This window comes from Streptomyces sp. ISL-36, from assembly GCF_018614205.1.
In the GTDB taxonomy this organism is placed as follows: domain Bacteria; phylum Actinomycetota; class Actinomycetes; order Streptomycetales; family Streptomycetaceae; genus Streptomyces.
In genome coordinates, this window is sequence record NZ_JAGGOS010000042.1 from 54717 (window position 1) to 79567 (window position 24851).

The 24851-nt window shown below is 71.8% G+C and carries 25 protein-coding genes; 6 read left to right on the plus strand and 19 right to left on the minus strand.

Annotation, left to right across the window (positions count from 1 at the left end):
- Positions 1-129: 129 nt before the first annotated feature.
- The 4 genes from J7E93_RS10705 to J7E93_RS10720 form a co-directional block, all read right to left on the minus strand.
- Positions 130-798 (minus strand): ABC transporter ATP-binding protein, encoded by a 669-nt coding sequence (locus tag J7E93_RS10705; protein ID WP_251066370.1) that lies wholly within the window; start codon positions 796-798, stop codon positions 130-132.
- A 223-nt stretch (positions 799-1021) separates the two neighbouring features.
- A complete protein-coding gene (locus J7E93_RS10710) occupies positions 1022-1774 on the minus strand; it encodes a DUF3710 domain-containing protein (RefSeq protein WP_215067793.1) in 753 nt (250 codons plus the stop codon).
- Position 1775: 1 nt separating this feature from the next.
- On the minus strand, positions 1776-2288 hold the full coding sequence (gene dut / locus J7E93_RS10715) for a dUTP diphosphatase (protein WP_215067795.1): 513 nt from the start codon (positions 2286-2288) through the stop codon (positions 1776-1778).
- Positions 2288-2872 (minus strand): PaaI family thioesterase, encoded by a 585-nt coding sequence (locus J7E93_RS10720; RefSeq protein WP_215067797.1) that lies wholly within the window; start codon positions 2870-2872, stop codon positions 2288-2290. The genes dut and J7E93_RS10720 overlap by 1 nt, the downstream gene beginning before the upstream one ends.
- A 58-nt stretch (positions 2873-2930) precedes the next feature.
- On the opposite strand from J7E93_RS10720, the gene J7E93_RS10725 reads away from it, so the two are divergent.
- Positions 2931-3419 (plus strand): DUF3093 domain-containing protein, encoded by a 489-nt coding sequence (locus J7E93_RS10725; protein ID WP_215067799.1) that lies wholly within the window; start codon positions 2931-2933, stop codon positions 3417-3419.
- Here the strand turns inward: J7E93_RS10725 and J7E93_RS10730 are convergent.
- From J7E93_RS10730 to J7E93_RS10745, 4 genes are all read right to left on the minus strand, one after another.
- On the minus strand, positions 3416-4402 hold the full coding sequence (locus tag J7E93_RS10730; RefSeq protein WP_215067801.1) for a hypothetical protein: 987 nt from the start codon (positions 4400-4402) through the stop codon (positions 3416-3418). The two genes, J7E93_RS10725 and J7E93_RS10730, sit on opposite strands and share 4 nt — an antisense overlap.
- Positions 4403-4414: 12 nt before the next feature.
- A complete protein-coding gene (locus J7E93_RS10735) occupies positions 4415-4711 on the minus strand; it encodes a DUF4193 domain-containing protein (protein WP_003955561.1) in 297 nt (98 codons plus the stop codon).
- Between the two features lie 395 nt (positions 4712-5106).
- On the minus strand, positions 5107-6342 hold the full coding sequence (locus tag J7E93_RS10740; RefSeq protein ID WP_215067802.1) for a cell wall metabolism sensor histidine kinase WalK: 1236 nt from the start codon (positions 6340-6342) through the stop codon (positions 5107-5109).
- A gap of 6 nt (positions 6343-6348) precedes the next feature.
- A complete protein-coding gene (locus tag J7E93_RS10745; RefSeq protein ID WP_158991339.1) occupies positions 6349-7002 on the minus strand; it encodes a response regulator transcription factor in 654 nt (217 codons plus the stop codon).
- A gap of 415 nt (positions 7003-7417) precedes the next feature.
- On the opposite strand from J7E93_RS10745, the gene J7E93_RS10750 reads away from it, so the two are divergent.
- Entirely contained in the window at positions 7418-7591 is a 174-nt protein-coding gene (locus J7E93_RS10750; protein ID WP_189601841.1) for a hypothetical protein, read from the plus strand.
- A 61-nt stretch (positions 7592-7652) separates the two neighbouring features.
- Here the strand turns inward: J7E93_RS10750 and J7E93_RS10755 are convergent, their stop codons facing one another.
- On the minus strand, positions 7653-8441 hold the full coding sequence (locus J7E93_RS10755) for an inositol monophosphatase family protein (protein ID WP_215068000.1): 789 nt from the start codon (positions 8439-8441) through the stop codon (positions 7653-7655).
- A gap of 135 nt (positions 8442-8576) precedes the next feature.
- The gene (locus J7E93_RS10760; protein WP_215067804.1) at positions 8577-9704 is read right to left on the minus strand and encodes a ferrochelatase; all 1128 of its coding nucleotides are present in this window, start codon (positions 9702-9704) and stop codon (positions 8577-8579) included.
- Between the two features lie 147 nt (positions 9705-9851).
- Between J7E93_RS10760 and J7E93_RS10765 the strand changes: the two genes are divergently transcribed.
- Positions 9852-11105 (plus strand): MFS transporter, encoded by a 1254-nt coding sequence (locus tag J7E93_RS10765; protein WP_215067806.1) that lies wholly within the window; start codon positions 9852-9854, stop codon positions 11103-11105.
- Positions 11053-12384 (plus strand): D-arabinono-1,4-lactone oxidase, encoded by a 1332-nt coding sequence (locus J7E93_RS10770; RefSeq protein WP_215067808.1) that lies wholly within the window; start codon positions 11053-11055, stop codon positions 12382-12384. Before J7E93_RS10765 ends, J7E93_RS10770 begins: the two co-directional genes overlap by 53 nt.
- A gap of 3 nt (positions 12385-12387) precedes the next feature.
- Here J7E93_RS10770 and J7E93_RS10775 read toward each other — a convergent pair whose 3' ends face one another.
- Complete coding sequence (locus J7E93_RS10775) at positions 12388-13116, minus strand: hypothetical protein (RefSeq protein WP_308368289.1); 729 nt, start codon at positions 13114-13116, stop codon at positions 12388-12390.
- On the minus strand, positions 13086-13259 hold the full coding sequence (locus tag J7E93_RS38025; protein WP_308368292.1) for a hypothetical protein: 174 nt from the start codon (positions 13257-13259) through the stop codon (positions 13086-13088). Before J7E93_RS38025 ends, J7E93_RS10775 begins: the two co-directional genes overlap by 31 nt.
- 454 nt (positions 13260-13713) lie before the next feature.
- Between J7E93_RS38025 and sepH the strand changes: the two genes are divergently transcribed.
- Positions 13714-14781, plus strand: a complete 1068-nt coding sequence (gene sepH / locus J7E93_RS10780) for a septation protein SepH (RefSeq protein WP_215067810.1) — start codon at positions 13714-13716, stop codon at positions 14779-14781.
- Between the two features lie 230 nt (positions 14782-15011).
- On the opposite strand, the gene J7E93_RS10785 is transcribed toward sepH, so the two are convergent.
- Complete coding sequence (locus J7E93_RS10785) at positions 15012-15863, minus strand: sulfurtransferase (protein WP_215067812.1); 852 nt, start codon at positions 15861-15863, stop codon at positions 15012-15014.
- Positions 15864-16184: 321 nt separating this feature from the next.
- On the opposite strand from J7E93_RS10785, the gene J7E93_RS10790 reads away from it, so the two are divergent.
- Positions 16185-16958: a VOC family protein gene (locus tag J7E93_RS10790; RefSeq protein ID WP_215067814.1), complete on the plus strand. Its 774-nt coding sequence runs from the start codon at positions 16185-16187 to the stop codon at positions 16956-16958.
- A 116-nt stretch (positions 16959-17074) separates the two neighbouring features.
- On the opposite strand, the gene J7E93_RS10795 is transcribed toward J7E93_RS10790, so the two are convergent.
- From J7E93_RS10795 to J7E93_RS10820, 6 genes are all read right to left on the minus strand, one after another.
- Positions 17075-18412, minus strand: a complete 1338-nt coding sequence (locus J7E93_RS10795) for an alpha-2,8-polysialyltransferase family protein (RefSeq protein WP_215067816.1) — start codon at positions 18410-18412, stop codon at positions 17075-17077.
- A gap of 3 nt (positions 18413-18415) precedes the next feature.
- A complete protein-coding gene (locus J7E93_RS10800; protein WP_215067818.1) occupies positions 18416-19381 on the minus strand; it encodes a glycosyltransferase family 2 protein in 966 nt (321 codons plus the stop codon).
- A gap of 122 nt (positions 19382-19503) precedes the next feature.
- Positions 19504-22080 (minus strand): YfhO family protein, encoded by a 2577-nt coding sequence (locus J7E93_RS10805; RefSeq protein ID WP_215067819.1) that lies wholly within the window; start codon positions 22078-22080, stop codon positions 19504-19506.
- Between the two features lie 193 nt (positions 22081-22273).
- Positions 22274-22921 (minus strand): thymidine kinase, encoded by a 648-nt coding sequence (locus J7E93_RS10810; RefSeq protein ID WP_215067822.1) that lies wholly within the window; start codon positions 22919-22921, stop codon positions 22274-22276.
- 109 nt (positions 22922-23030) lie between these two features.
- Positions 23031-24236 (minus strand): alkaline phosphatase family protein, encoded by a 1206-nt coding sequence (locus J7E93_RS10815; RefSeq protein ID WP_215067824.1) that lies wholly within the window; start codon positions 24234-24236, stop codon positions 23031-23033.
- Entirely contained in the window at positions 24236-24820 is a 585-nt protein-coding gene (locus J7E93_RS10820) for a DUF5998 family protein (RefSeq protein ID WP_158991310.1), read from the minus strand. The genes J7E93_RS10815 and J7E93_RS10820 overlap by 1 nt, the downstream gene beginning before the upstream one ends.
- Positions 24821-24851: the final 31 nt, after the last annotated feature.

Sequence of the window (24851 nt, forward strand, 5' to 3'; positions counted from 1 at the left end):
CCTTACGTCCCGCGAATAGGACATTCCGCACGCGGGGTGAGCGCCGGAGAGCGTACGGGCAGGGTTCTCATGCCGCCGCGCCCGGAGTCTCCGGGGAGAGGCGACGGCTCGCGGTGGCCCTGCCTGGGCTCAGTGTTCGATGATCTCGCCGTCGCTCAGCTCCAGCACGCGGTCCGCGAGGCCCAGGAGCTGGGCGTCGTGGGTGGCGACCAAGGCCGTGACCCCCTCGCTGCGGACCACCGCGCGCAGGAGTTCCATCACCGCGAGCCCGGTCTCCGCGTCGAGCTGACCCGTCGGCTCGTCGGCAATCAGCAGGGCCGGCTTGTTGGCGAGGGCGCGGGCGATGGCGACGCGCTGCTGCTGGCCGCCCGAGAGCTCGCCGGGACGCTGGGCCGCGTGGTCGGCGAGGCCGACCAGCGCGAGGAGGAGGGCCACGCGCTCCTCCCGCTCCTTGGGGTCCGCCTTGCGCAGCCGCATGGGCACGCCGACGTTCTCCGCGGCGGTCAGGATCGGGATGAGTCCGAAGGACTGGAAGATAAAGCCGATGCGGTCCCGTCGCAGCTCCAGCAGCCCGTTCTCGCCGAGCTGCGCGAGGTCCGTACCGCCGATGGTGATCCGGCCGTCGTCGGGGCTGTCGAGGCCGCCGACGAGGTTGAGCAGGGTGGTCTTGCCCGAGCCCGAGCGGCCCTTGAGCGCGACGAGTTCGCCGCGCGGGATGTCGAAGGAGACGCCGCGCAGGGCGTGGACGGCCGCCGCGCCCGTACCGTACGAGCGGTGCAGGTTCTCGACGCGGACCATGGGTTCGCCGGACGGGTCCTCGGCCACCGCCGTGCCGGATCGTGCGCTGCTCTCACTCACCCTGGACTCCCCCGTCGTCGAACGCGTGCGCCCGTCAGTATGTGCTGTCCGGGGACTGAGGGGCCAGAGCCGAGAAAGGGCCAGAGCCGAGAAAGGCCGGTGGGCCGCCTCCCGTGCGTGACGCACAGGGAGGCGGCCCACCGGCTCTGGCCGGAAACCGGGGTCAGCGGACCTCGGTGATCTCCGGTCCGCGCTGGAGCTGGCCCATGCCTCCGGAGAAGCGCGAGCCCTCCTGCTCCTCCTGCTGGACACCCTCGGGGACCATCTGCGCGTCGTTCGGGAGCTTGAGGACGATGGGGTCGCGCGGGGCCATCGGGCCCTCGCCGCGGACCACCACGGTGTCCCGGAAGATCTGCTCCAGGAGACCGGCCGCCTCCGGCTGCACCGCGCCCTGCCCGGAGATCACTCCGCGCAGGAACCAACGCGGTCCGTCGACGCCCACGAAACGCACCAGCTGCACGCCACCGGTGCCGTCGGGCAGCTGCACGGGGACCTGGGCCCGCAGTTCCCAGCCCAGCGGGCCCTCGACCTCGTCGATGACACCGCCCTGCTGGGTGATGCCACTGGCGATCTCCTCGCGGACCTCGCCCCAGATGCCTTCCTTCTTCGGCGCGGCGAACGCCTGCAGCTGCACGGCGCTGTCGCGCAGTACGACGGTGGCCGCGACGATCGCGTCGCCCGCCACCTCGACCCTCAGCTCCATGCCCTCGACTCCGGGCACGAAGATGCCGCCCAGGTCGACGCGGCCTTCCTCCGGCTTGGAGACCTCGGAGATGTCCCACGGTCCGTCGGGCCGGGGCGCCGGCGGAAGGTTCACCCGACGCGGCGCGCCGGCCGTGTCGACCTTGTCGACGACCTGCTCGGCCTCGCCCGCTGCGTCCTCAGCGGCACCGCTCTTCTTGCGACGTCCGAACACGTCACTGTCCTTCCCGGTCGGATACGACCGAAGCGTATCGATTCCCACCCGTTGTGCCGTCCACGGCGGCATGACCGCCGGTGGAACCGAAGCCCCCCTCGGCCCGCGCCGAGCCGGGAAGCTCCGCCACCTCGTGGAAGCGCACCTTCTCGACCTGCTGAACGACCAGTTGGGCAATCCGGTCGAACCGCTCGAACCGCACGCTCTCGCGGGGGTCCAGATTGACCACGATCACCTTGATCTCTCCACGGTACCCGGCATCCACGGTCCCCGGGGCATTCACCAGCCCAACCCCCAGCCGGGCGGCCAGGCCCGAGCGCGGGTGCACGAAGGCGGCGTAGCCGTCGGGGAGCGCGATGGAGACCCCGGTGGGCAGCACGGCCCGCTCGCCGGGGGCCAGGACGGCCGCCTCGGTGGTCACGAGATCGACCCCGGCGTCGCCGGGGTGGCCGTAGGCCGGAATCGGTACGTCCGGGTCCAGACGCCGGATGAGTACGTCGACAGGGTTGCGCATCAGGGGTTCACCTCGAAGGCGCGGGCGCGCCGGACCTGGTCGGGGTCGGACATGGCTGCCTGGATCTCCTCCGGGCGGCCGTTGTCGATGAAGTGGTCGACCTTGACCTCGATGAAGAGGGCGTCGGCGCGGACGGCGACGGGCCCTTCGGGCCCGCCGATCCGGCCGGTGGCGGTCGAGTAGATCTTGCGCCCGTGCACGGCGGTGACCTCGGCCTCCAGGTGCAGGACGGTGCCGACCGGGACGGGCCGCGCGAAGTCGGTCTCCAGTCGGCCGGTGACGGCGATGACCCGCAGCAGCCAGTTCAGGGAGCCGAGGGTCTCGTCGAGCGCGGTGGCGAGGATGCCGCCGTGCGCGAGCCCGGGGGCGCCCTGGTGGTCGGTGGTCACGGTGAACTCGGCGGTGACGGTCACGCCCTCGCCGGCCCGGGCCTCGAGATGGAGCCCGTGGGGCTGTCCGCCGCCGCACCCGAAGCAGTGCTCATAGTGCGCGCCGAGCAGCTCGCCGGGGGCGGGCGCGTCGGAGTGGCGTACCGGCGGTATGGCGTCGGCCGGCGGGGTGAGGGCGGCAGATGTTGCAGTCACAGCCGCAGACCTTACCCGCGCGGATAGGGGCGGGTCGCGCCGTGCCAAGCTTGGACGCATGCAGCCTTCCGTACCGTCCTCCGCGCCGCGCTTCGACGAACGTCTGACCGCTCCCCGCTCCTGGTGGGTCATCACGGCTCTGCTGGGCCTGTCGGGCGGTCTGGTCATGTTCCCGCTGGGGACGGTTCCGATCCTGGGCGGTGTGATCGCGGCGGCCGCGCTGGCGGCGGTGGTCGTCTCTTCGTACGGCTCCGCGCGCGTCCGGGTGGTCGCCGGTTCGCTGGTGGCGGGCGACGCGCGGATCCCGGTGTCGGCACTGGGGGCTCCCGAGGTGCTGGACGCGGAGGAGGCGCGCGCCTGGCGCACCTTCAAGGCCGACCCGCGCGCTTTCATGCTGCTGCGCAGCTACGTCCCGGGCGCGGTCCGTGTCGAGGTCACCGACCCGGCGGACCCGACGCCGTACGTCTATGTGTCCAGCCGGGATCCGGAGGGCCTGGTGGCGGCCCTGGAGGCCGCCCGTGCGGAGAGCGTGCGCACGGAGGCCTAGAAGCCGATCTCCTTGGGGTTCTCGGGCTGCTCCAGCGGGGGCAGCCCCTTCAGCTCGTCCCAGGGGACCTGGCGGCTGCGCAGATCCTTGCGCACGTGTTCGGCGAGTTTCTTGGTGTCCCGGCGGTTCATCACCGCTCCGACGGCGGCGCCGACCATGAACGGCGTCAGGCTGGGCAGATTGCGCACCATGCGCTTCGTGATCTGCTGCCGCAGTTCCCGCTTGAGCTGACCGCCGAGCGCCGCGTTGAGGGTGGTCGGCTTGGTGGGGTCGATGCCCCGTTCCTCCGTCCACGAGGTCAGATAGGCCGTCGAACGCTGGGTGAGCGAGCCGGGCGGCCGCAGTCCGTACACCTCGTGCAGTTCGGCGATGAGCTTGAGTTCGATCGCCGCGACTCCGGTGATCTCCGCGGCCAGCTCGGCCGGCATCGCGGGGGGTACGGGGAGCATCGCGGCGGCTCCGACGCCGGCGCCGACGGTCGAGCTGGCGTTGGCGGCGCCGGCGACGAGTTTGTCGGCGATCTGCTCGGGGGCGAGCCCCGGAAAGTGCTTGCGCAAGGTCGCCAGATCCCGCACGGGGACCCGGGGCGCGATCTCGATGATCCGGTCGGCGAGATAGCCGATTCCGGTTCTGGCGCTCTCGCCGCCACGCTTCACGCCGCGTTTGACGGCGTCGATCCGCGCGCGGTCGAGTTTCATGCGATCCAGCTGTGTGCGCGCCGGGCCGACGACGCGCTTGACGGCGCCGAGACGGCGGCCGCCGTGCGAGGCCTCCCGTTGCACCGGCTCCGGCGCCGTGGCTGCTTCGAGCGAGGCCGAGGGGCCTCGCCCGTCGTCACGTGCGCCGAGGGAGGGCAGGGGGGCGGTGTGCTCGGCTTCGGGGGCCTCGTGGGCACCCTCGGCCGGGCCTGGTCCGCCCTGATGCGCCTCCGGCTTGCCTGAAAGCCGGAAGCGCCGCTTCCGAGACGGGGTGTCGCCTGCCACAGCCGACCGATCTCAGTCGCAGTCGCGGCAGATCGGCTGGCCGTTCTTCTCCCGAGCCAGCTGGCTGCGGTGGTGCACGAGGAAGCAGCTCATGCAGGTGAACTCGTCGGCCTGCTTCGGCAGGACCCGTACGGCGAGCTCTTCGTTCGAGAGATCGGCGCCGGGCAGCTCCAGGCCTTCGGCGGCCTCGAACTCGTCGACGTCGACCGTCGAGGTCGACTTGTCGTTCCGGCGGGCCTTCAGTTCCTCAAGGCTGTCCGAATCGACGTCGTCGTCGGTCTTGCGTGGGGTGTCGTAATCCGTTGCCATGTCGCTCTCCCCCTCTGGGTGGTTGCGGTGTCTCCAGCGCACGTAACGCGTGAGAGGCCGGACTTGTGCCCGACCCGAGGCGGAGATTTTGCCTCACATCAAGGTCTGTTACTCAATCGACACCCAATCCGTCCTCTCGCGAGTGATCGGCTTTGGGTGGCGAACGGGACCGTACACGGTCCACCTGCCGTCCTTCACGGGCGCCACCCCGTGTACTTCCCGTCATCCAGACCCCCGGAAACCCGGACTTTTCCTGGTTTTCCGATGGAATTCTCGATCACGGAGAGTAGAGGGACGGATGCTCGCTCCTGTGATCGATCACACATGGTCGTCTCAGGAACGGGTTCCGAAAATTCCGCGCAAAGCGAACGGAACCGGCTGGTACCCGAAGTGTGTCAGATCGGCAGAGTGACACGCATCACGAGACCGCCGCCTTCGCGGGGCTCCGCGATGATACGGCCACCGTGGGCCCGCGCGACGGAGCGGGCGATCGACAGGCCGAGACCCACGCCCTTGTCGCTGCCGGTCCGCTCCTGCCGCAGCCGTCTGAACGGCTCGAAGAGGTTGTCGATCTCGTACGCGGGGACCACGGGGCCCGTGTTCGAGACCACCAGGACCGCCTGGCCGTGCTGGGTCTCGGTGGTGACCTCCACCCAGCCGTCCTCCGGGAGGTTGTACCGGACGGCGTTCTGGACCAGGTTCAGGGCGATCCGCTCCAGGAGGACGCCATTGCCCTGGACGACGGCCGACGCCCGTTCGCCACGGATCTCCACGCCCTTGGCCTCGGCCTCCCCGTGCAGCTGGTCGATGGCCTGGGAGGCGACCTCGGCGAGGTCGACGGGCTTGCGCTCGACGATCTGGTTGTCGCTGCGGGCGAGCAGCAGCAGGCCCTCCACGAGCTGCTCGCTGCGCTCGTTGGTGGCGAGCAGTGTCTTGCCGAGCTGCTGCAGCTCCACGGGCGCCCCGGGGTCCGAGAGGTGGACCTCCAGGAGGGTGCGGTTGATCGCCAGCGGGGTGCGCAGCTCGTGCGAGGCGTTCGCGACGAACCGCTGCTGGGCGGTGAAGGCCCGCTCCAGCCGGTCCAGCATCTCGTCGAAGGTGTCGGCGAGCTCCTTCAGCTCGTCGTCGGGACCGTCCAGCTCGATCCGCCGGGCGAGGTCGGATCCGGCCACCTGGCGGGCGGTCCGGGTGATCCTGCCCAGCGGTGACAGGACGCGGCCCGCCATGGCGTAACCGAAGGCGAACGCGATGATGCTCAGGCCCAGCAGGGCGAAGAGGGAACGCCGCAGGAGGTCGTCCAGAGCCAGGTCGCCCTGGTGCTGCAGACAGGCGGAGACGGCGTCGTTGAGCTGTTCTCCGGTGCCCTGGACGGGCAGCTGGCACCAGGAGGTGGTCGGCTGCACCTTGCCCTCGACGACCTTGAAGGGCAGCTCGGAGGCGCTCTCGCCCAGCGCCTGCGCGGTGAAGAGGTAGATGATCGACAGCAGCAGGATGCCGGCGATCAGGAACATCCCGCCGTACAGGAGCGTGAGCCGTATCCGGATGGTCGGACGCAGCAGCGGTCGGACCGGGTCCCTGGGGTCCCAGGTGGGCTTCGGGGGCGCCTGAGGAGGCGCCGGAGTCGCGGCCACCGGCGGTCAGATCCGGTAGCCGGAGCCGGGGACGGTGACGATGACGGGCGGCTCGCCCAGCTTGCGGCGCAGGGTCATCACCGTGACCCGTACGACGTTGGTGAAGGGGTCGGTGTTCTCGTCCCAGGCCTTCTCCAGGAGCTGCTCGGCCGAGACGACCGCACCCTCGCTGCGCATCAGCACCTCCAGGACCGCGAACTCCTTCGGCGCGAGCTGGACCTCCTTGCCGTCGCGGAAGACCTCGCGGCGGTTGGGGTCGAGCTTGATGCCGGCGCGCTCCAGGACGGGCGGCAGCGGCACGGTGGTGCGCCGGCCGAGGGCGCGGACCCGTGCGGTGAGCTCGGTGAAGGCGAAGGGCTTGGGGAGGTAGTCGTCGGCTCCGAGCTCCAGGCCCTCGACGCGGTCGCTGACGTCGCCGGAGGCGGTGAGCATCAGGACGCGGGTGGGCATGCCCAGCTCGACGATCTTGCGGCAGACGTCGTCGCCGTGGACCAGGGGAAGGTCCCGGTCGAGGACGACCACGTCGTAGTCGTTCACCCCGACGCGTTCCAGGGCGGCGGCGCCGTCGTACACGACGTCGACGGCCATGGCCTCCCGGCGCAGTCCGGTGGCCACCGCATCGGCGAGCAGCTGCTCGTCCTCGACGACGAGTACGCGCACGTCGTAATTCCTTCCTGCGAGCCCTTGTCCTCGGCCGTTGTGGGCGTGGACAGGGCGGTTCATGAGCATGGACTGTGCGTGTCCATCCTGCCCCGGACGCGCGTAAACCGGCTGTAAGACGGCTTCCGGCGGGAGGCCGGGAGGAGACGAGGGGCAGGTCCGGGCGGACGCCGGGACGGCGGGGGCGCCCGGGGCGCACCGGGGAGGGCCGTCGGGGGCGCGAGAAGAATTCACCTGATTCACGGGCTAGTTGAGGTTTCTGTGAGGAACGCCCAGGGGAGGACGTCTGCACACCCCGCGATCACGCTCTGTTCGTGCACGCCGCGAGCCGCTCTGTCCCCCAGAGGTTGCAGTGTGTGATCCACCCACCCTCGGCACACCCCCGTGCCACCGACCCATGACGAGGGGGCGCACGATGGACGCTTTCACCGCAGGACTGCTGCAGCGCATTAGGACTGCGCAGACCGACCTCACACGGGCTCGCGAGACGGGCGACGACTTCCTCGCGGACGTCGAGCAGGCCGAGCTCGACGACCTGCACCGCCTGGCCGCCGAGCACGGCGTGGAGGTCGGCGCCGCCAGCGCCTGACCCCTGGACGCGAAGGGCCCCGGTGCCGACGGCATCGGGGCCCTTCGCGTCCGAGCTCCCGCTAGTCGTGCCAGGCGCCGAGCTCCTCCAGGAGCTCCTGGAGCGGCTCGAAGACGCCCCGGGGGGCCGCGAGTGTCAGCTCGCCCGACGCGGGCTCACCGGGCCGTCCACCGGTCAGCGCGCCTGCTTCGCGGGCGATCAGGTCCCCCGCCGCGAGGTCCCACGGCATGAGGCCGCGTTCGTAGTAGCCGTCGAGGCGGCCGGCGGCGACGTCGCAGAGGTCGATGGCGGCGGAGCCGCCGCGGCGGATGTCGCGCAGCCGCGGGACGAGGTGACGGGCGACCTCGGCCTGGTGGGCGCGGCGGGTCTGGACGTAGGCGAACCCGGTGGAGATCAGGGCCTGGTCCAGCGGGGCCGGCGGACGGCAGGCGAGGCGGCGCTCGCCGAGGTGGGCGCCACCGCCGAGGACCGCGCGGTACGTCTCGCGGCGCATGGGGGCCTCGACCACGCCCACGACGGTCTCGCCGTCCAGTTCGGCGGCGATGGAGACGGCCCAGGTCGGCAGCCCGTAGAGGTAGTTCACGGTGCCGTCGAGCGGGTCGATCACCCAGCGGACGCCGCTGGAGCCGGGGCTGGATGCGCCCTCCTCGCCGAGGAAGCCGTCGTCGGGGCGGTGCTCGGCGAGGAAGCCGGTGATCAGCTTCTCGGCGGCGATGTCCATCTCGGTGACCACGTCGATGGGGCTGGACTTGGTCCTGGCCACCCCCAGGTCGTCCGGCCGCCCGTCGCGCAGCAGGGCGCCGGCCCTGCGGGCGGCCTCCAGGGCGAGGCCGAGCAGTTCGGCCCGCAGAGGGTCGGTCGGCGCGGGGTCGGACGGCGCGGAGTCGGTCGGCGCGGAGTCGGTCGGCGCGGGGTCGGACGGCGCGGAGTCGGTCGGCGGGAGGTCGGTCGGCCGGGGGTTCACGGGCTCGGTCACGGGCGCTCCTTACGCGTACGGGCTGTCGGCACCGGCCGCCGCCGGCCGTTCCGCCCTGGCCGGGCAGCAGCCGATCGGGCAGAGGTCGTGGGAGGCCCCCAGGGCGCCCAGGGCGCACCGCTCGGCCCTGACCCCGCGCTCGCGTGCCGCGCGCTCCAGGACGAGGTCGCGCACCGCCGCCGCGAACCGGGGGTCGGCTCCGACGGTCGCCGAGCGCCGTACCGGAAGTCCCAGCTCGGCCGCCTTCGCGGTGGCTTCGGTGTCGAGGTCGTAGAGGACCTCCATGTGGTCGGAGACGAAGCCGATCGGGACCATGACGGCGGCCGGGGCCCCGGCTCCGTGCAGCTCCTCCAGGTGCTCGCAGATGTCCGGTTCCAGCCAGGGGATGTGGGGGGCGCCGCTGCGGGACTGGTAGACGAGCTTCCAGGGATGGTCGACGCCGGTCTCCTCGCGGACCGCGTCGACGATCAGCCGGGCCACGTCCAGGTGCTGATTCACATAGGCACCGCCCTCGCCGTGCTCGCCCACCGGGCCGGAGGTGTCGGCCGCGGAGTCGGGGATGGAGTGGGTGGTGAAGGCCAGGTGCGCGCCGTCCCGGACGGACTCGTCGAGCTCGGCCAGCGAGGCGAGGACGCCGTCGACCATGGGACGGACGAAGCCGGGGTGGTTGAAGTAGTGCCGGAGCTTGTCGACCCGGGGCAGCGGCAGCCCTTCCGCCTCCAGCTCGGCCAGCGCGTCGGCGAGGTTCTCGCGATACTGGCGGCAGCCGGAGTAGGAGGCGTACGCACTGGTGGTGAGGACGGCGATGTGGCGTCGGCCGTCGGTGACCATTTCCCGCAGGGTGTCGGTGAGGTACGGCGCCCAGTTCCGGTTTCCCCAGTACACCGGCAGGTCGAGGCCGGCCCCCTCGAAGTCCGTGCGCAGCGCGTCGAGCAGCGCGCGGTTCTGGTCGTTGATCGGGCTGACGCCACCGAAGAGGAAGTAGTGCTGCCCCACTTCCTTGAGCCGATCCTTGGGGATGCCTCGGCCGCGGGTCACGTTCTCCAGGAAGGGGACCACGTCGTCCGGGCCCTCGGGGCCGCCGAAGGAGAGCAGCAGGAGGGCGTCGTACGGGGTGGGATCGTGCTGATCGGACATGGCACCGATCCTCCCACCCGGTGCTGACAGCCGGTGGCCCGGCCCGTCCGAAAAAGCTGCTGCCCGCATGCAGTTCAACACCGTAGGCTTTAGTAATTAATTACACGTGTTCCGTCGACACGTGACGAGCCGATGCCGGAGTACCTCTTGCCCAGTCCCTATCGCGCGATCTTCGCGGCGCCCGGCACCAGATCGTTCTCGGTGGCGGGGTTCTTCGGCCGTATGCCGCTGTCCATGATGGGCATCGGCATCGTGACCATGATCTCCCAGGTCACCGGGCGGTACGGCCTGGCGGGCGCCCTCTCCGCGACGCTGGCGATGTCGGCGGCCGTGATGGGACCGCAGGTCTCCCGGATGGTCGACCGGTACGGCCAGCGGCGGGTGCTGCGTCCGGCGACCCTCGTCTCGCTGGCGGCGGGCGCGGGGCTGCTGGTCTGCGTGCAGCAGGAAGCCCCCGACTGGACCCTGTTCGTGTTCACCGCCGTCGTCGGCTGTGTGCCGAGCGTCGGTGCGATGACCCGGGCCCGCTGGGCGGAGATCTACCGCGGCTCCGCGCGCGAGCTGCACACCGCGTACTCCTGGGAGTCGATCGTCGACGAGGTGTGCTTCATCTTCGGCCCGATCATCTCCATCGGCCTGTCGACCGTCTGGTTCCCCGAGGCCGGCCCGCTGTTCGCGGGGGTCTTCCTCGCCATCGGCGTCTTCTGGCTGACGTCCCAGCGCGCCACCGAGCCGCGGCCGCACCCCAAGGAGGAGCACACCGGCGGCTCCGCGCTCCGCTCCCCCGGCCTGCAGGTGCTCGCGCTCGCCTTCGTCGCCACCGGCGCGATCTTCGGCTCGGTGGACGTGGTGACGGTGGCCTTCGCCGAGGAGCAGGGCCACAAGGCCGCCGCCAGCCTGGTGCTCGCGGTCTACGCGCTGGGCTCCTGCCTGGCCGGCGCGGTGTTCGGACTGCTCCACCTCAAGAGCGAGCCGTCCCGCAGGTGGCTCCTGGGCGTCGGCGCGATGGCCGTGAGTATGATCCCCCTCCTACTGGCCGGGAACCTGCCGTTGCTGGCCGTGGCGCTCTTTGTCGCGGGCCTGTCCATCGCACCGACGATGGTGACCACCATGGCCCTCGTCGAAGCGCACGTACCGCGCACCAAGCTGACCGAGGGCATGACCTGGACAGGAACCGGGCTCGCCATCGGGGTGGCGCTCGGCTCCTCGGCCGCCGGCTGGGTCGTCGACGCGTCGGGTGCGGAGGCGGGGTACGTGGTGCCCGTCGTCTCGGGCGCGCTCGCGGTCGCGGTGGGACTCCTGGGGTACCGCCGGCTGCGCAGGCCGGTGCCGACTGGGGAGGGGCAGCGTGAGCGGGACCACAACGACGAGCACCAGGACGGCGAGCAGCCCGTGGCGTAACTGGGCGGGGAACGTCACCTCACGTCCGGTACGGGAGGTGAGTCCGGCCTCGGCCGAGGAGCTCGCCGAAGTCGTGCGGAAGGCCGCGGCGGACGGGCTGCGGGTGAAGACGGTCGGGACCGGCCACTCCTTCACCTCGATCGCCGCCACGGACGGCGTGCTGATCCGGCCCGACCTTCTGACGGGGATCCGGCGGATCGACCGCGAGGCGATGACCGTCACCGTGGAGTCGGGCACTCCGCTGAAGCGGCTCAACGTGGCGCTGGCCCGTGAGGGCCTGTCGCTCACCAACATGGGCGACATCATGGAGCAGACGGTCGCGGGGGCGACCTCCACCGGCACGCACGGCACGGGCCGCGAATCGGCCTCGATCGCCGCCCAGATCCGCGAGCTGGAGCTGGTCACGGCGGACGGACGCCTCATGACCTGTTCGGAGAAGGAGCACCCCGAGGTCTTCGCCGCGGCCCGCATCGGGCTCGGCGCCCTCGGTGTCGTCACGGCCATCACCTTCGCCGTGGAGCCGGTCTTCCTGCTCACCGCGCGCGAGGAGCCGATGACCTTCGACCGGGTCACCTCGGAGTTCGACGCGCTGCACGCCGAGAACGAGCACTTCGAGTTCTACTGGTTCCCGCACACCGACAACTGCAACACCAAGCGCAACAACCGCAGCGCGGGCCCCGCCGCCCCGCCCGGGAGGATCAGCGGCTGGATCGAGGACGAGCTGCTCTCCAACGGGATGTTCCAGGTCGCCTGCGCGCTGGGCCGCGCGGTCCCGCCGGTCATCCCGTCGATCGCCAGGATCTCCAGCCGCGCGCTCTCGGCCCGTACGTACACCGACATCCCGTACAAGGTCTTCACCTCCCCGCGCCGGGTGCGGTTCCTGGAGATGGAGTACGCCCTTCCGCGCGAGGCGGCCGTGGCGGCGCTGCGCGAGCTGAAGGCGATGATCGAGCGCTCGCCCCTGAAGGTGAGCTTCCCGGTGGAGGTGCGTACGGCCCCGGCGGACGACATCGCGCTCTCCACGGCCTCGGGGCGGGAGACCGCGTACATCGCCGTCCACCTCTACAAGGGAACGCCCCACCGCGCGTACTTCACCGCGGTGGAGCGCATCATGACGGCCCACGGCGGCCGGCCGCACTGGGGCAAGGTGCACACCCGGGACGCCGCGTACTTCTCCGAGGTCTATCCGCGCTTCGCCGAGTTCACGGCGGTGCGGGACCGGTTGGACCCGGACCGGCTGTTCGCCAACGACTATCTGCGCCGAGTGCTGGGCGCCTGACGGTCATTCGGCCGGCGGGGTCTGCTCTCCACCGGTGTCGGTGGACGGCGTCCCCGTCGGGTTCGGCGTGGCGGTCGGGGTCGGGGTCGGGGCCCCTGTGGACGGCGGGGGCGTGGGAGTCGGCGTCGGATCACCGCCGGTGGATCCGGAGGGCGTCGGTTCGGGGTCGGGAGTGTTCCGCCCGGTGTCCGGGGACGGGGTCACGCCGTCGCTTCCCTGCTCGCCCTGCTCGCGCTGCGGCTCGGCTCCCGGCTCCCGTGTCGGTGTCCCGTCGGTCGACGGCTCGTTCCGGCCACCGCCGTCGGCGCCACCGCCACTACCACTACCACCACCACGAACGGCCGACCCGAAGGTGGTGGCCCCCTTCGTACCGCCGAAGTCCTCTTCGGAGACCAGTTCGTAGGCGGTGATGCCGCCCATCGAGACCAGGAAGACGAGTGCGGCGGCGACGGCCGAGCGCTTCCAGCCCCGGACGCGGGTGCCGTGCGTGGTCGCTTCGCCGAACCCGTCGACGGGCGCTCCCCGGTGCGTGGTCGCCTCGCCGGACCCCTCGACGGGCGCGAGCATCCGGGTGCGGTCGAGGTCGGCGTCCCGGCGGGCCCTGGGGGGCTCGGTGTGCACGGCGGCCACCCGTATCTGCTCGCCCGTGCGCTTGAAGACATGGTGGAAGAGCGAGCCGCCACAGGTCGCGATGACACTGATCACACCGGCGCCCAGGATCGTGCCGTACACCCCCAGGGTGGAGCGAGTTTGGCGGCGACGACGGCGGCGACCGCGCTGCCCGATACCTGAGCGACGCTCAGGTCGAGCTTCTTCCTCGCGCTCTTCGGCTCCCCCTTCGCCTCACCCGTCGTGCCGTCCTTCTCGTGATCCATACCCGGCCCTTGCCTGCTCAGCTGTTCAACCATCTACCCAGAAAGGACAAATGGGCGAAGTGAATAGTTCCGTTTCTGTTGTTTCTGTGAAGAGCGACACGTGACGCCAGGGGTCACGGAGACTCAACTCCCGTACCTCCGGAGAAGTTGGGCGGCGTGCCGGTCCACCCAGGTGGCCCGAATGGAGTACTGTGTCGAGCCCTGGGTCCGTGCTCCCGCAAGGGCGCTCGGGGTCTACGGGAGGGAGCCGAAGGCGGCACTCGAACCGGCGGCGCCGCGGCACCGCACGGGCGCCTGCTGCACAGCGTGACCACTGGTCACTCTGCGTCGCAAACAGGTAACCGTGCCATAACGGCGTTCCAGGGTCCATGCCCGACACGCCGGGCAACTCGGCAAGGTTGTGGCAGGCTGCACCCGGGCAGGCCACACTCGACTAGCGGAAGCAGCGACGCACGTGACGTCGGCAGGCACCACCCGGGAGGTCCCCATGCCCGAACTGCGTGTCGTGGCCGTCTCCAACGACGGCACACGACTGGTGCTGAAGGCTGCTGACAGCACGGAGTACACGCTTCCGATCGACGAGCGGCTGCGCGCCGCCGTGCGCAACGACCGCGCGCGACTCGGTCAGATCGAGATCGAGGTGGAGAGCCACCTCCGCCCCCGCGACATCCAGGCGCGCATACGTGCCGGAGCCTCCGCGGAGGAGGTCGCCCAGCTCGCCGGCATTCCGGTCGACCGGGTGCGGCGCTTCGAGGGTCCGGTCCTCGCGGAGCGGGCGTTCATGGCGGAGCGGGCGCGCAAGACTCCCGTGCGTCGGCCCGGGGAGAACACCGGACCACAGCTCGGCGAGACCGTGCAGGAGCGGCTGCTGCTGCGCGGCGCCGAGAAGGACACCGTGCAGTGGGACTCCTGGCGCCGCGACGACGGCACGTGGGAAGTGCTGCTCGTCTACCGCGTGGCGGGCGAGGTCCACACCGCCAGCTGGACGTACGACCCGCCCAGGCGGCTCGTCCAGGCCGTGGACGACGAGGCGCGCGCGCTGATCGGCGAGACCGACGACACCATCGCCGCCGCGCCCGAGCCGAGCTTCCCGTTCGTGCCCCGGATCGCCCGGCTGCCGCGCGACAGGCCGCTGGACCGTGCCCTGGACCGCCAGCTGGAGCGGGCGCCCGCGCCCGCCCCGGAGCCGGAGGAGGAGCGGGACTCGCTGACCAGCCTGCTGGAGGCGGTACCGAGCTTCCGCGGCGACATGGTGGTCCCCGACCGGAACACCGAGCCGACCTCGAACGAGCCCTCCGACGAGCCCGAGGCGGAGGAGCCCCCGGCTCCGGCGGCCTCGGCCGGCGCGGGCGCGGCCTACGCCGACGTCCTGATGCCCCGCGCGGTCTCGGGTCACCGAGACCGCCTGACGGGCACCACGGACCGCCAGGCCGAAGCGGACGGTGTCCGTCCGGGCCGCCGCGCGGCGGTCCCGAGCTGGGACGAGATCGTCTTCGGCACCCGCCGGAAGAAGCAGGACTGAGGCTGTACGGGAAGGGGGACCGCGCCGGAACGGCGCGGTCCCCCTTTCGCACGCACCCGGGACGCCGCGGGGCGGACGCCTCCTTCGGGCGGCCGGACCCCACCGCTTCAGGGGCGGGGCCCGTCTACCTCGGGTCCCGGCCCGCCTAACTTCGGGTCGGGGCCGTTCTACTCCGGGTTGGGGCCCGTCTACTCCGGGTTGGGGCCCGGCACCTTCGGGTCGAGGCCCGATTACTTCGGGTCGGGGCCCTTCGCCACGGGGCGGGCCGGGTCGCGGGACCACTCCGACCAGGAGCCCGCGTACAAGGCCGCCGGGATGCCCGCGATCTCCAGGGCGAGTACCTCGTGGGCGCCGGAGACGCCGGAGCCGCAGTAGACGGCGACCTCCTTGTCCTCGCTGACGCCGAGTGCGGCGAAGCGGGCGGCCAGGGTCTCCGCCGGCAGGAAGCGGCCGTCCTCGTCCACGTTCTGCGTCGTCGGGGCCGACACCGCGCCGGGGATGTGTCCGCCGACCGGGTCGATCGGCTCCACATCGCCCCGGTAGCGCTCCGCGGCCCGCGCGTCGAGCAGCAGGCCCGAGTCCGCCGTGCCGGCCGCCCCGTCCGCGTCGAGCAGGCCGAGCGCCCCCGGTACGGGAACGAAGTCGCCCGGCTCGGGCTTCGGGGTCTCCGTCGACAGCTCCCCCGTCCAGGCCGCGAGACCCCCGTCCAGGACACGTACGTCCGGGTGACCCGTCCAGCGCAGCAGCCACCAGGCACGGGCCGCACCCCACCCGAGCCCGCCGTCGTAGACGACCACCGGCGTGTCGGCAGAGACGCCGGCCCGCCGCATCGTCGCCCCGAAGGCCGCCACGTCGGGCAGCGGATGCCGCCCCCCTGAGCCGGGCGGACCGGCCAGTTCCGCGTCCAGGTCGACATAGACCGCGCCGGGGAGATGACCGGCCTCGTAGGCGGGCAGTCCGGGCGGGCCGCCGAGCTCCCAGCGGACGTCCAGCAGGACCGGGGGCCTGGCCCCCGCCGACTCGCTCACGAGCTCGCTCGCCAGTTCGCTCGCGAGTTCGCTCGCGGTGATGATGGGCTTCATGGGTGCCATCCTCGCGCAGCACCCGCCGGACATCGGCACGAACGGCGCATCCGCCGCCGACGACAATCCAGGCATCCTCCTGCGGGATCGCGCCAAAAAGCGGCGCGGCCGTGGCGCACCGCGCGCCCGGTGGTGGAAGCATCGACACGGGCACGCGACCGATGCGTGCGTACGGCAGCCGGACGGCGGGAAGAGACCCACCACGGATCGACGACGGATCCCCACGGACCTCGTGTTTCCCGCCCTCGTCGCCCGGTACGAGCTCGTGCGCACGCCCTGCCCCCCGCACGGCCACGACGATGGTCCGAGGAGAGAGTGACGATGACCGAGGCCACTCGGCACACACCAGGTACACCCTGTTGGGTGAGTTTGATGGCGCACGGGATTGACGCGACGCAGGAGTTCTACGGTGCGCTCTTCGGCTGGGAGTTCGTGCCCGGACCGCAGCAGCTCGGCCCGTACGTCCGTGCGCTGCTCGACGGCAGGGAGGTGGCGGGCATCGGTCAGTTGCCCCCCGACCGGCATCTGCCGGTCGCCTGGACCCCGTATCTGGCGACGAACGACGCCGACGAGACGGCGGAGACCATTCGCTGCTGCGGCGGAACGGTCGCGGTCGGGCCGCTGGACGCGGGCGAGGCGGGACGGATGGTGATCTGCTCGGACCCGACCGGAGCCGTGTTCGGTGTCTGGCAGGCCGAGCTGCACCACGGCTCCGCGGTGGCGGGCTCGCCCGGGACCCCGGTCTGGAACGAGCTGCTGACGTACGAGACGTCGGTGGTCGGCAAGTTCTACCGGACGGTGTTCGGTTACGAGGCCGAGCCGGTCGTCTCGTCCGACATCGACTATCTGACCCTGCTCATCGAGGGACGGCCGGTGGCCTCGCTGCACGGCGTCGGCTCCGCGCTCCCGCGTGACCGGGGGGCCCACTGGATGACGTACTTCGAGGTCGCCGACACGGACGCGGCCGCCGGCCTGGTCACCGAGCTGGGCGGCCAGGTGCTGCAGCCGCCCACGGAGGGCACGACGGGACGGCATGCGCTGGTCGCGGACCCGGAGGGCGCGGTCTTCACGATCGTCCGCTCGGCGGGCGTCTGAGGCCCCCTCCCTCCGACCGGGCCGGCCCTCGCCGCCCCGGGGTCAGCCACCCTCGCTATTCCCGGGGGCCGGCCCTCGCCGCTCCCTCGGGTCAGCCAGCCTTGCCGGCCCCGAGGTCAGCCCCTGCCGCTGCGGGCCAGGCTCCGGCGGAGCCTGGAGGTGGAGCGGGGGGAGCCGCCGGGCAGTCCGAGCTCGGTCAGTCGTTCCGTCGGGAAGTAGCGCGCGGTGTCCTTCTCCCCCCGAGAGGTGCCGAGGAGCCGGGTGGTCTCGTCCCGCAGCAGGGGGTGGAGCTTCGGCTGCATGCAGTACCCCACTGCGCGGACGAGCGGAGTCAGTGTCCCGGGGGCGGTGCCGGGCACGGCCGGCGCCTTCCGCGACTCCAGGTCCGGCACGATGTGGTCCACGACGGTCAACGGCACCCGGTTGCTGTTCTCGTACGGCCGCAGCCGCTCCAGCACCGTCTCGGTGCCCACCCGGGCGATCGGGACGCCGTAGTACACGGCCGCGGTGAGCATCGCGGTGGAGAAGCAGCCGACGACGAGCCCCGGTCGGCAGCGCTCGTAGAAGGTCTCGGCGAGCAGCGGGCCGTCCAGGACGGTCAGCCGCACGCCGATCTCCTCGGCCGCCTCGTGCAGGGCCAGTGAGTAGCGGGCGGGCGCGGTCGGGTGGGGCTTGAAGACCATCGACGCGTGTCCGGCGGCCGCGGCTCCGCGCACCATGCGGACGTGCAGCTCCTCCTCTTCCTCGGCGGTGAGGATGCCGAGGGCGGCGAGGTACTGGCCGAGGAGGAGGGCCGTGGGGGCGGCCGCGACCGCCTCCGCCAGCCGGTGGTCCCCTTCGGCCGCCTCGGCGATCTCCGCGAGGACCGTGCGGAAGGCGGAGTCGGGTACCAGCTCGGGTTCGACGCCGTACTCGGACAACAGCAGCGGCCGCAGCCCCGGCACGAGGTCGAGGTGGAGCAGCCGCTGGATGCGGCAGCCGATCGACTGCGGCAGCTCGGCGCGGGTCGGCCCGTAGCTCATGAGCCCGTCGGCGTACAGGTGGACGGCGCTCTCGGCGAACACGGCGGCGAGCGCCTTGGCGGGGTTGACCTGGATGGACTCGACGATCAGCTCGACCGGCGCGTCCGCGAGGCCCCACGCCGTCCGGAACACCCGCTGCCACAGGGGCACCTCCTCGGGGCGCGGCGCCCAGGAGCTGGGGTGGTGCGGGTGGATGGCCTGGTTCCAGTCGATCGCCTCGTCGAAGCGGGCCGCGATCCGGTCGTAGCCGGTCATCTCGTCGAGCCGCAGCGCCGTCTCCGGAATCTCGGCGTTGTTCGACACCAGCAGGATGCGCCGAGCGTCCTCGCGGGCGCCGAACCGGCCGGCGTCGAGGGCTGCGGCCAGGGTGGCCGCTCCGTACAGCGTCGACACCTGGAAGATCTGCGTCGGGGTGGGCGGATGCGGGTTCATGGCTCAGGCGGTCCTTCCGGTGGTGCGCAGGCCACGGAGCAGTGTGGCGCGTGCGCTGTCCATCGTGGCCAGGGTCTCGTCGAGCACCTGCTGCGGCATGCGGTGCAGGGCGTCGGTCACGTTCTGCTTCAGCCGCTTGGTCACGGCCGGTTCGTACTGGTCGGCCTTCGCCATGTGGAAGGCGATCATGGCGCAGTAGGTGCGGACCGCCTTCGGCAGGAAGCGGTCGGCCTCCGCGTCCTCGGACACCTCTTCGAGGAGGAGGTCGTACGACGGAATGAAGTCCAGTTGGCGGTTGTCCGTGATCTGGGTGAGAGAAGTGGTGACACCCCGCCGGTAGAAGACCCCGTGCAGGCTGAGTGCCGCATAGGTCGTGGCTTTCAGATGGAGGCGCCAGATCCACAGCCGGTCCTCGGCGGTGCGCAATGTCGTCTCGAATCGCGAGGCGTTGTTCTCGAAAAGACGACCGCTGTAGATCCCGAAGGGGACGAACGGATAGTCGACCATCGTGACCATGCTCGCCGGGGCGATTCCGTCGCGCGGGTCCATCACCGTGTCACGCTTTTTGGCGGGCGCATAACGGATGCTGCGCGACTTTCCGGTCGACTGCACATGGTCGGTACGGGCGAAGTCGCAGCCCAGTGTCTCGATGGACTCGACCAGGGCGCGCAGGTGGCCGGGGGCGTACCAGTCGTCGCCGTCGAGGAAGGTGACGTACTCGCCGCTCGCCGCGTCCAGGCCGGTGTTGCGCGCCTGGGCCACGCCCTGATTCGTCTCGTGTCGGATCACGGTGGCGTTCGGGACCCGGCTCCGCCAGCGGTCGAGGACGTACGGCGTGTCGTCCGTGGAGCAGTCGTCGATCAGCAGGAACTCGAAGTCCGGATCCGCGTTGTTCGCGAGGCTGCGCATGGTGTCGGGGGCGTAGATCCCGACATTGTGGAACGGCACGATGACGGACAATTTCGGCACACGGATTCCCAACACTCACACAGTCGATCCATCGATCCATCGCTCACCCGAGCTTTTGAGCGATCGCGGCGCTCGCGTGTTCCCACGGGCGAAAGCCGGTCAGGCGGGCAGCGTATCGATCGTCAATTCCCGCCGGACGAGCCGGATGTGCACTGCGGATGAACTCTTGTCGTCCGGCGGAGGAATCGGTGCCGGAATGCGATGGCCGACAGGCAGATGAGTGCGAGGACGGCGACGGCGCCGCCGAGTCGCAGCCCCGGCGGCCGGAAGGCGCAGCTGACCCTGGTCGCCTCGCCGTCGAGGGGGACGGCCAGTAGACCGAGGTACCGCTGGGCGGGGGCGGGCGGCGCCTCACCGGCGGCGCAGATCCAGCCGGAGATCTGCGGGACGGCGATGACGGCGGTTCCGGTGCTGCCGGCCGGGAGTTCGGCGGTGAGGGTGTGGCCGGAGGTGCGTACGGTGGTGGCGCCGGTCGTCGTCAGCCGCCGCACGGCCGTGTCGAGGCGCTCCTGGACCAGGCAGCCGACCGGCTGCCTGGGGAGGACCGGGGCGCCGGCGCCGGCCCGCAGTTCGATGCGTACCGCGCCGGACGCCGGGACGGTGCCGAGCGGCCTCATGGGGCCCTGTACCGACGGCAGTCCGCCGGCGAAGGCGACGGGCGGCCGGCCGGCCAGGGCCGCCGTCCCGCGGTACTCGGGGGCCCAGAACCAGAGCTGGGCGCCGGCGGGGCAGGAGGCCGTCAGCGTGGTGGCGCCCCGGGGGCCGTCCGTGCGGCGGAGTCCGGTGGGCGCTGCGTACACCCTGGCGCCGAGCAGCAGTTCCTGGTTGGCGAAGGCGGAGTCGCCGAAGCGGATGCCGCGCGCGGGCAGCCGTACGTCCGGGCGGACGGTGACGAGCGGCGGCACGGCGGTGTCGGTGGTGGTGATGGTCGCCTCGGGCGGCTCGTCGGTCCGTACGGGCCCGGTGGGCCGGGACCGCATCCGGGTGCCGATCGAGAAGATCGCGTCCGTCACGGGGTGGTCGAGGGCGACGGGATGGCGGCCCTTGGCGTAGAAGCCGAAGCCGAGGGCGGACAGCGTCCGGGAGTACGTCTCCGACGTCAGGCTGGAGTAGTAGTCGGCGCCCTGTCCGCCGACCAGCAGGACGTCGTTGCCGCCCGGGATCTCTCCGGGGTCCGTACGGTGGTGCGGCCAGGCGTCCTCCTGTGCCGTGGACCGCGCCATGTCCGCGTGCCACGGGCCGAGGCGGGGGGCCCATGCGACCTTGTCGAGTTGCTGTTCCTCGATCCGGCCCGCGGTGACCGCCGTCTCGCCGGCCTGGGCCAGGACGAGGAGGACCACGGCCACGGCGGGCAGGGCCCGGGCCCCGACGGAAGAGTGCCGGGCGAGCAGCACGGCGGTGGCGGCGAGGACGGCGAGGGTCAGGGCGGCGGCGAAGGCGGGGTAGGTCCAGCGGTCGACGACGGCGCTGCCGCGGGCCGCGAACGTCATCCCGGCGAGCAGAGCTCCGGCGCCGAGCAGCGCGGGTGTCCGGGGCAGCCCCTGGGCGGTGGACAGCCAGGCCGCCATCAGCAGCAGACCGCAGAGCACGAAGCTCTGACGGTACGGAATGCCGTTGGGCGAGGCGCCCGCGTGCCAGAGCAGATGGGTGGGTTCCCACTGCATCGAGAGCGCCACCAGACAGATCGCCGCCGTCCAGGCGGCCCGGACACGGGGGGCCACCGCGCCGTTGAAGGGCAGGGTGAGCGCCAGCCCGAGGGCCGGGGTGCCGATGAACAGGGCGGGGCTGGCCACGCTCGCCGTGGCCGGCAGCAGCCGGGCGAAGACCTCCGTCCAGGCGACGGCGGTGAACGTCACCTCGGGCGTCGGGTCCGCGACCCGGGTGGCCAGGAAGATCACCAGGACGAGCGGCGCCGCGAGGCCGACGCCCACGAGGACGGCCCGGGCGGCACCCAGCAGTCCGGCCAGGCGCCTGCGTCCGGTGTCGTCGGCGGTCAGCAGCCGGACCACGAGGACGACGGCCGCGCCGACGGTCGCCATGTAGGCGGTGTAGAAGTTGGCGAACCAGGCCGCCGCGACGATCAGCGGGCCCAGCACCGGGCGTCGCCCCGACCTCGCCCACTCGCCGACCATGCACAGCAGCGGGAAGGCCAGCAGGCCGTCGAGCCACATCGGCACGGTGGCGCCGTAGTTCAGGGTCCAGCCGCACAGGGCGTACGCCGTTCCCAGAACGGCGGCCACCGGCCAGGGGCCGCGGCGCAGCGTCAGGAGCAGGGCCGCCATCGCTCCGCCGGCGGCGGTGATCTTCGCGGCGGTGATGACGTAGAGGGCGAGTTCGATCCGGTCCGCCGGGAAGAGCACGACCATCAGGTCGAACGGGCTGCTCAGGTACGTGCCGTAGTCGCCCAGGAAGTTCGAGCCGAACCCCGAGCTCCAGTTGAGGAAGAGATCGCCGTCGGCTCGGCCGAGCAGCAGTGTGCGCCAGTAGGCGTGGAACGGGAGGTACTGCTGGCCGAGGTCGACGGTGTTGCGGGTGGTGGGGCCGAAGGGGTGGCTGCCGGCCAGCGCTCCGCCGAGGCAGAAGACGAGGCAGGTCAGCAGCGACGCTCCGGAGGCGGCGCGCAGGCGCGGGCTGTGCCGGAGCCGGGCGAGCAACCGCCGCGACCGGCCGGACCGTTGCGGGGCGGCAGCAGGGGGCACACGTCCTCCGGGGGTGTGTCGCGCGGCGCGCGGATGCGCAGGCGGCCCGGTGTGCGTGTCAGGGGCCGACGGCCATGAGAGCCGAGCGGAACGACGCGTTTCCGATCAGGAGGCGGTGGCCGGGTTCCCCGGAGGTGAACAGGGGGTGCCGGGGCGCGGAGGGGCTTTCGGTCGGGCGGGCCCGTCGATTCCGTCAGGCCGTGGTCACCGGCAGTACGTCGGGAGAGAGAGCCGCCGCACGGGCCGTGGCGGCCGTCATGCGGCGTCGGTGGTGGCGCCGGCAGAGGACTTCGTAGCCGATCTCGTCGCCCGCGTCCACGTCCCCGACGACGACCTGTGCGCCCTCGACGACCATCGCGCCGCCCACGGTGCGTGCGTTGTGGGTCGCCCGGGCTCCGCACCAGCACAGGGCCTCGACCTGAAGAACCTCGACGCGGTCCGCGAGCTCCACGAGGCGCTGGGAGCCGGGGAAGAGCTTGGAACGGAAGTCGGTGGTGATGCCGAAGGCGAAGACGTCGAGTTCGAGGTCGTCGACGACCCGGGCGAGCTGGTCGATCTGCTCGGGCGAGAGGAACTGCGCCTCGTCCGCGATGACGTAGTCGCAGCGGCCGCCCTTCGACAGGTGGCCGACGAGGTACGCGTAGAAGTCGAAACCCTCCGCCGCCTCCACGGCGTCCGTGACCAGGCCGAGGCGGGAGGAGAGCTTGCCCTCCCCCGCGCGGTCGTCGCGCGTGAAGATCATGCCCTGGAGTCCGCGGGCGGACCGGTTGTGCTCGATCTGAAGAGCGAGGGTGCTCTTTCCGCAGTCCATCGTTCCGGAGAAGAACACCAGCTCGGGCATGGGAGGTCGAGGACCTTTCAGGTCGGAAGGAGCACGGGGAAGGAGCAGGGGAAAGGACGGCGTGGACGGGTGGGCGGGAGCGGGCGGGCGCCCCGAAGCGAGGTGACGGTCAGGAGCGGACTTGGAGGAGCGGGACCAGCTGCTCCGCGGAGGTCATCGATCCGTGCACGCCGACCATCGCCGACTCGTGCGGCTCGTTGACGGACGCGGTGATGATGACGTCGTCGTGGGCGGCCGCGACGACGTCACCGATCCTGCCGTACACCCGCTCGTCGACCACGTCGCCGAACCAGCCGAGGGCCAGCGCCTCGTCCCGGCTCGCCACCCAGAACTGCTCACCGAGCACCTCTCGCCAGCACGTGAGGACGTCGGCCTCGGCGCCCGGCACGGCGTAGACGTGGCGGGCACGGCCCTCGCCGCCGAGGAGGGCCACACCGGCGCGCAGCTCCCAGTCCTCGTCGAAGTCGATCCTGGAGTGCTCGTCGAAGGGGATGTCGACCATGCCGTGATCGGCGGTGACGTAGAGCGCGGAGCGGGCGGGCAGTTGCTCGGCGAGGCGCTGGACGAGCCGGTCGACGAACATCAGCTGGCCGCGCCAGGCGTCGGAGTCGATGCCGAAGCGGTGTCCGGCGCCGTCGAGTTCGCTGTAGTACGTGTAAACCAGCGACCGGTCGCCGGCGGCGAGCTGCTCGGCGGCGAAGTCCATGCGCTCCTCGCCGGAGAGCCGGCCGTGAAACGTTCCGCCGCTCAGCGCGATCTTGGTGAGCGGGGTGTCCTGGAAGATCGGCGAGGAGACCTGGGCGGTGTGGATCCCGGCCTCGTGCGCCAGCTGGAAGACGGTGGGGTACGGCTGCCAGACCTGCGGCGGCGTCCACGGCTTCCAGCGGAGCTGGTTCATCAGCTCGCCGGTCTCGGGGTTGCGGACGGTGTAGCCGGGCAGGCCGTGCGCGCCGGGGACCCGGCCGGTGCCGACCGAGGCGAGCGAGGTCGCGGTGGTGGCGGGGAAGCCGGCGGTGATCGGCCGCCCTGTGCCGCCGCGCGAAGAGGCGAGCAGCGAGGTGAGGTACGGCGCCTCGTCCGGATGCGCCTTGATCTGTTCCCAGCCCAGCCCGTCGATCAGGAACACGCAGTTCCGGTCGGTGGGGGTGAGCTCGGCGATCCTGGCGTCGCATCCGGCCGCTCCCTGGCCGGCGACCAGCGTCGGTAGGAGATCGGCCAGCGAGCCCGAGCCGTACTCGGGGACGGGCGCGGTGTCCAGGGCGAGCGGAAGGGGGTCGTCGGGCCAGCCCGAGGTGACGGCCGTGGGCTGGACCATCAGCGGGTCGCCGCGGTGGCTTCGGAGAGCGACTGCGCGAAGGCCAGCGTCTGGCGGACCGTGTCCGGGCCGTCGCCCGCGTCGCTGACGCGCAGGCTGAGGTCGTCGGCGGTGGCGTTTCCGGTGTAGCCGTGGTCGGCGTCGCAGTTCGGGTCGCCGCAGGCGGCGGGCTCCAGGTCGATCCGGGAGACGGCGCCCCAGCCGATGGTGAGGACGACCTCACGGGGCAGGGTGCCGGGGGTGTACGACTCCGGGTTGGCGACGACGCGGCTGACGACGACCGAGGAGATCCGGTCGAGCTTGACCGACTCGGTGGAGGTCGTGGCGTACGGCGTCGGGGAGCTGGTGTCGGCGGCCTGCTCGTCGGTGTGGCTGACGATGAAGCGGTTGGCCGTCAGGACGAGGACCGTGACATGGCGGCGGACCTCGTTGGAGTCGAAGGTGGTCTCCTGGTGCACCAGGTACGACGCGATCGCCTCGCCACCGACGGCGGCCTCCACCGCCTCGGCCACGAGGGCCGGGTAGTAGCCGCTGCGCTCGATCGCCGCGCGCAGCCCCTGGGTCGTCGTACCGGTCTTTGCCATGGACTCCATCCTAATCCGTCGGAAGGGGCGC

Excerpts from the sequence above, each read along its gene's own strand:
- J7E93_RS10820 (WP_158991310.1), bottom strand. The coding sequence starts at position 24,820 with ATGGCAAAGACCGGTACGACGACCCAGGGGCTGCGCGCGGCGATCGAG.
- J7E93_RS38025 (WP_308368292.1), bottom strand. The coding sequence starts at position 13,259 with ATGGATCACGAGAAGGACGGCACGACGGGTGAGGCGAAGGGGGAGCCG.
- dut (WP_215067795.1), bottom strand. The coding sequence starts at position 2,288 with ATGCGCAACCCTGTCGACGTACTCATCCGGCGTCTGGACCCGGACGTA.
- J7E93_RS10705 (WP_251066370.1), bottom strand. The coding sequence starts at position 798 with ATGGTCCGCGTCGAGAACCTGCACCGCTCGTACGGTACGGGCGCGGCG.
- J7E93_RS10760 (WP_215067804.1), bottom strand. The coding sequence starts at position 9,704 with ATGTCCGATCAGCACGATCCCACCCCGTACGACGCCCTCCTGCTGCTC.
- J7E93_RS10735 (WP_003955561.1), bottom strand. The coding sequence starts at position 4,711 with ATGGCAACGGATTACGACACCCCACGCAAGACCGACGACGACGTCGAT.
- J7E93_RS10810 (WP_215067822.1), bottom strand. The coding sequence starts at position 22,921 with ATGCCCGAGCTGGTGTTCTTCTCCGGAACGATGGACTGCGGAAAGAGC.
- J7E93_RS10790 (WP_215067814.1), top strand. The coding sequence starts at position 16,185 with ATGACCGAGGCCACTCGGCACACACCAGGTACACCCTGTTGGGTGAGT.
- J7E93_RS10725 (WP_215067799.1), top strand. The coding sequence starts at position 2,931 with ATGCAGCCTTCCGTACCGTCCTCCGCGCCGCGCTTCGACGAACGTCTG.
- J7E93_RS10815 (WP_215067824.1), bottom strand. The coding sequence starts at position 24,236 with ATGGTCCAGCCCACGGCCGTCACCTCGGGCTGGCCCGACGACCCCCTT.
- J7E93_RS10795 (WP_215067816.1), bottom strand. The coding sequence starts at position 18,412 with ATGAACCCGCATCCGCCCACCCCGACGCAGATCTTCCAGGTGTCGACG.
- J7E93_RS10785 (WP_215067812.1), bottom strand. The coding sequence starts at position 15,863 with ATGAAGCCCATCATCACCGCGAGCGAACTCGCGAGCGAACTGGCGAGC.
- J7E93_RS10750 (WP_189601841.1), top strand. The coding sequence starts at position 7,418 with ATGGACGCTTTCACCGCAGGACTGCTGCAGCGCATTAGGACTGCGCAG.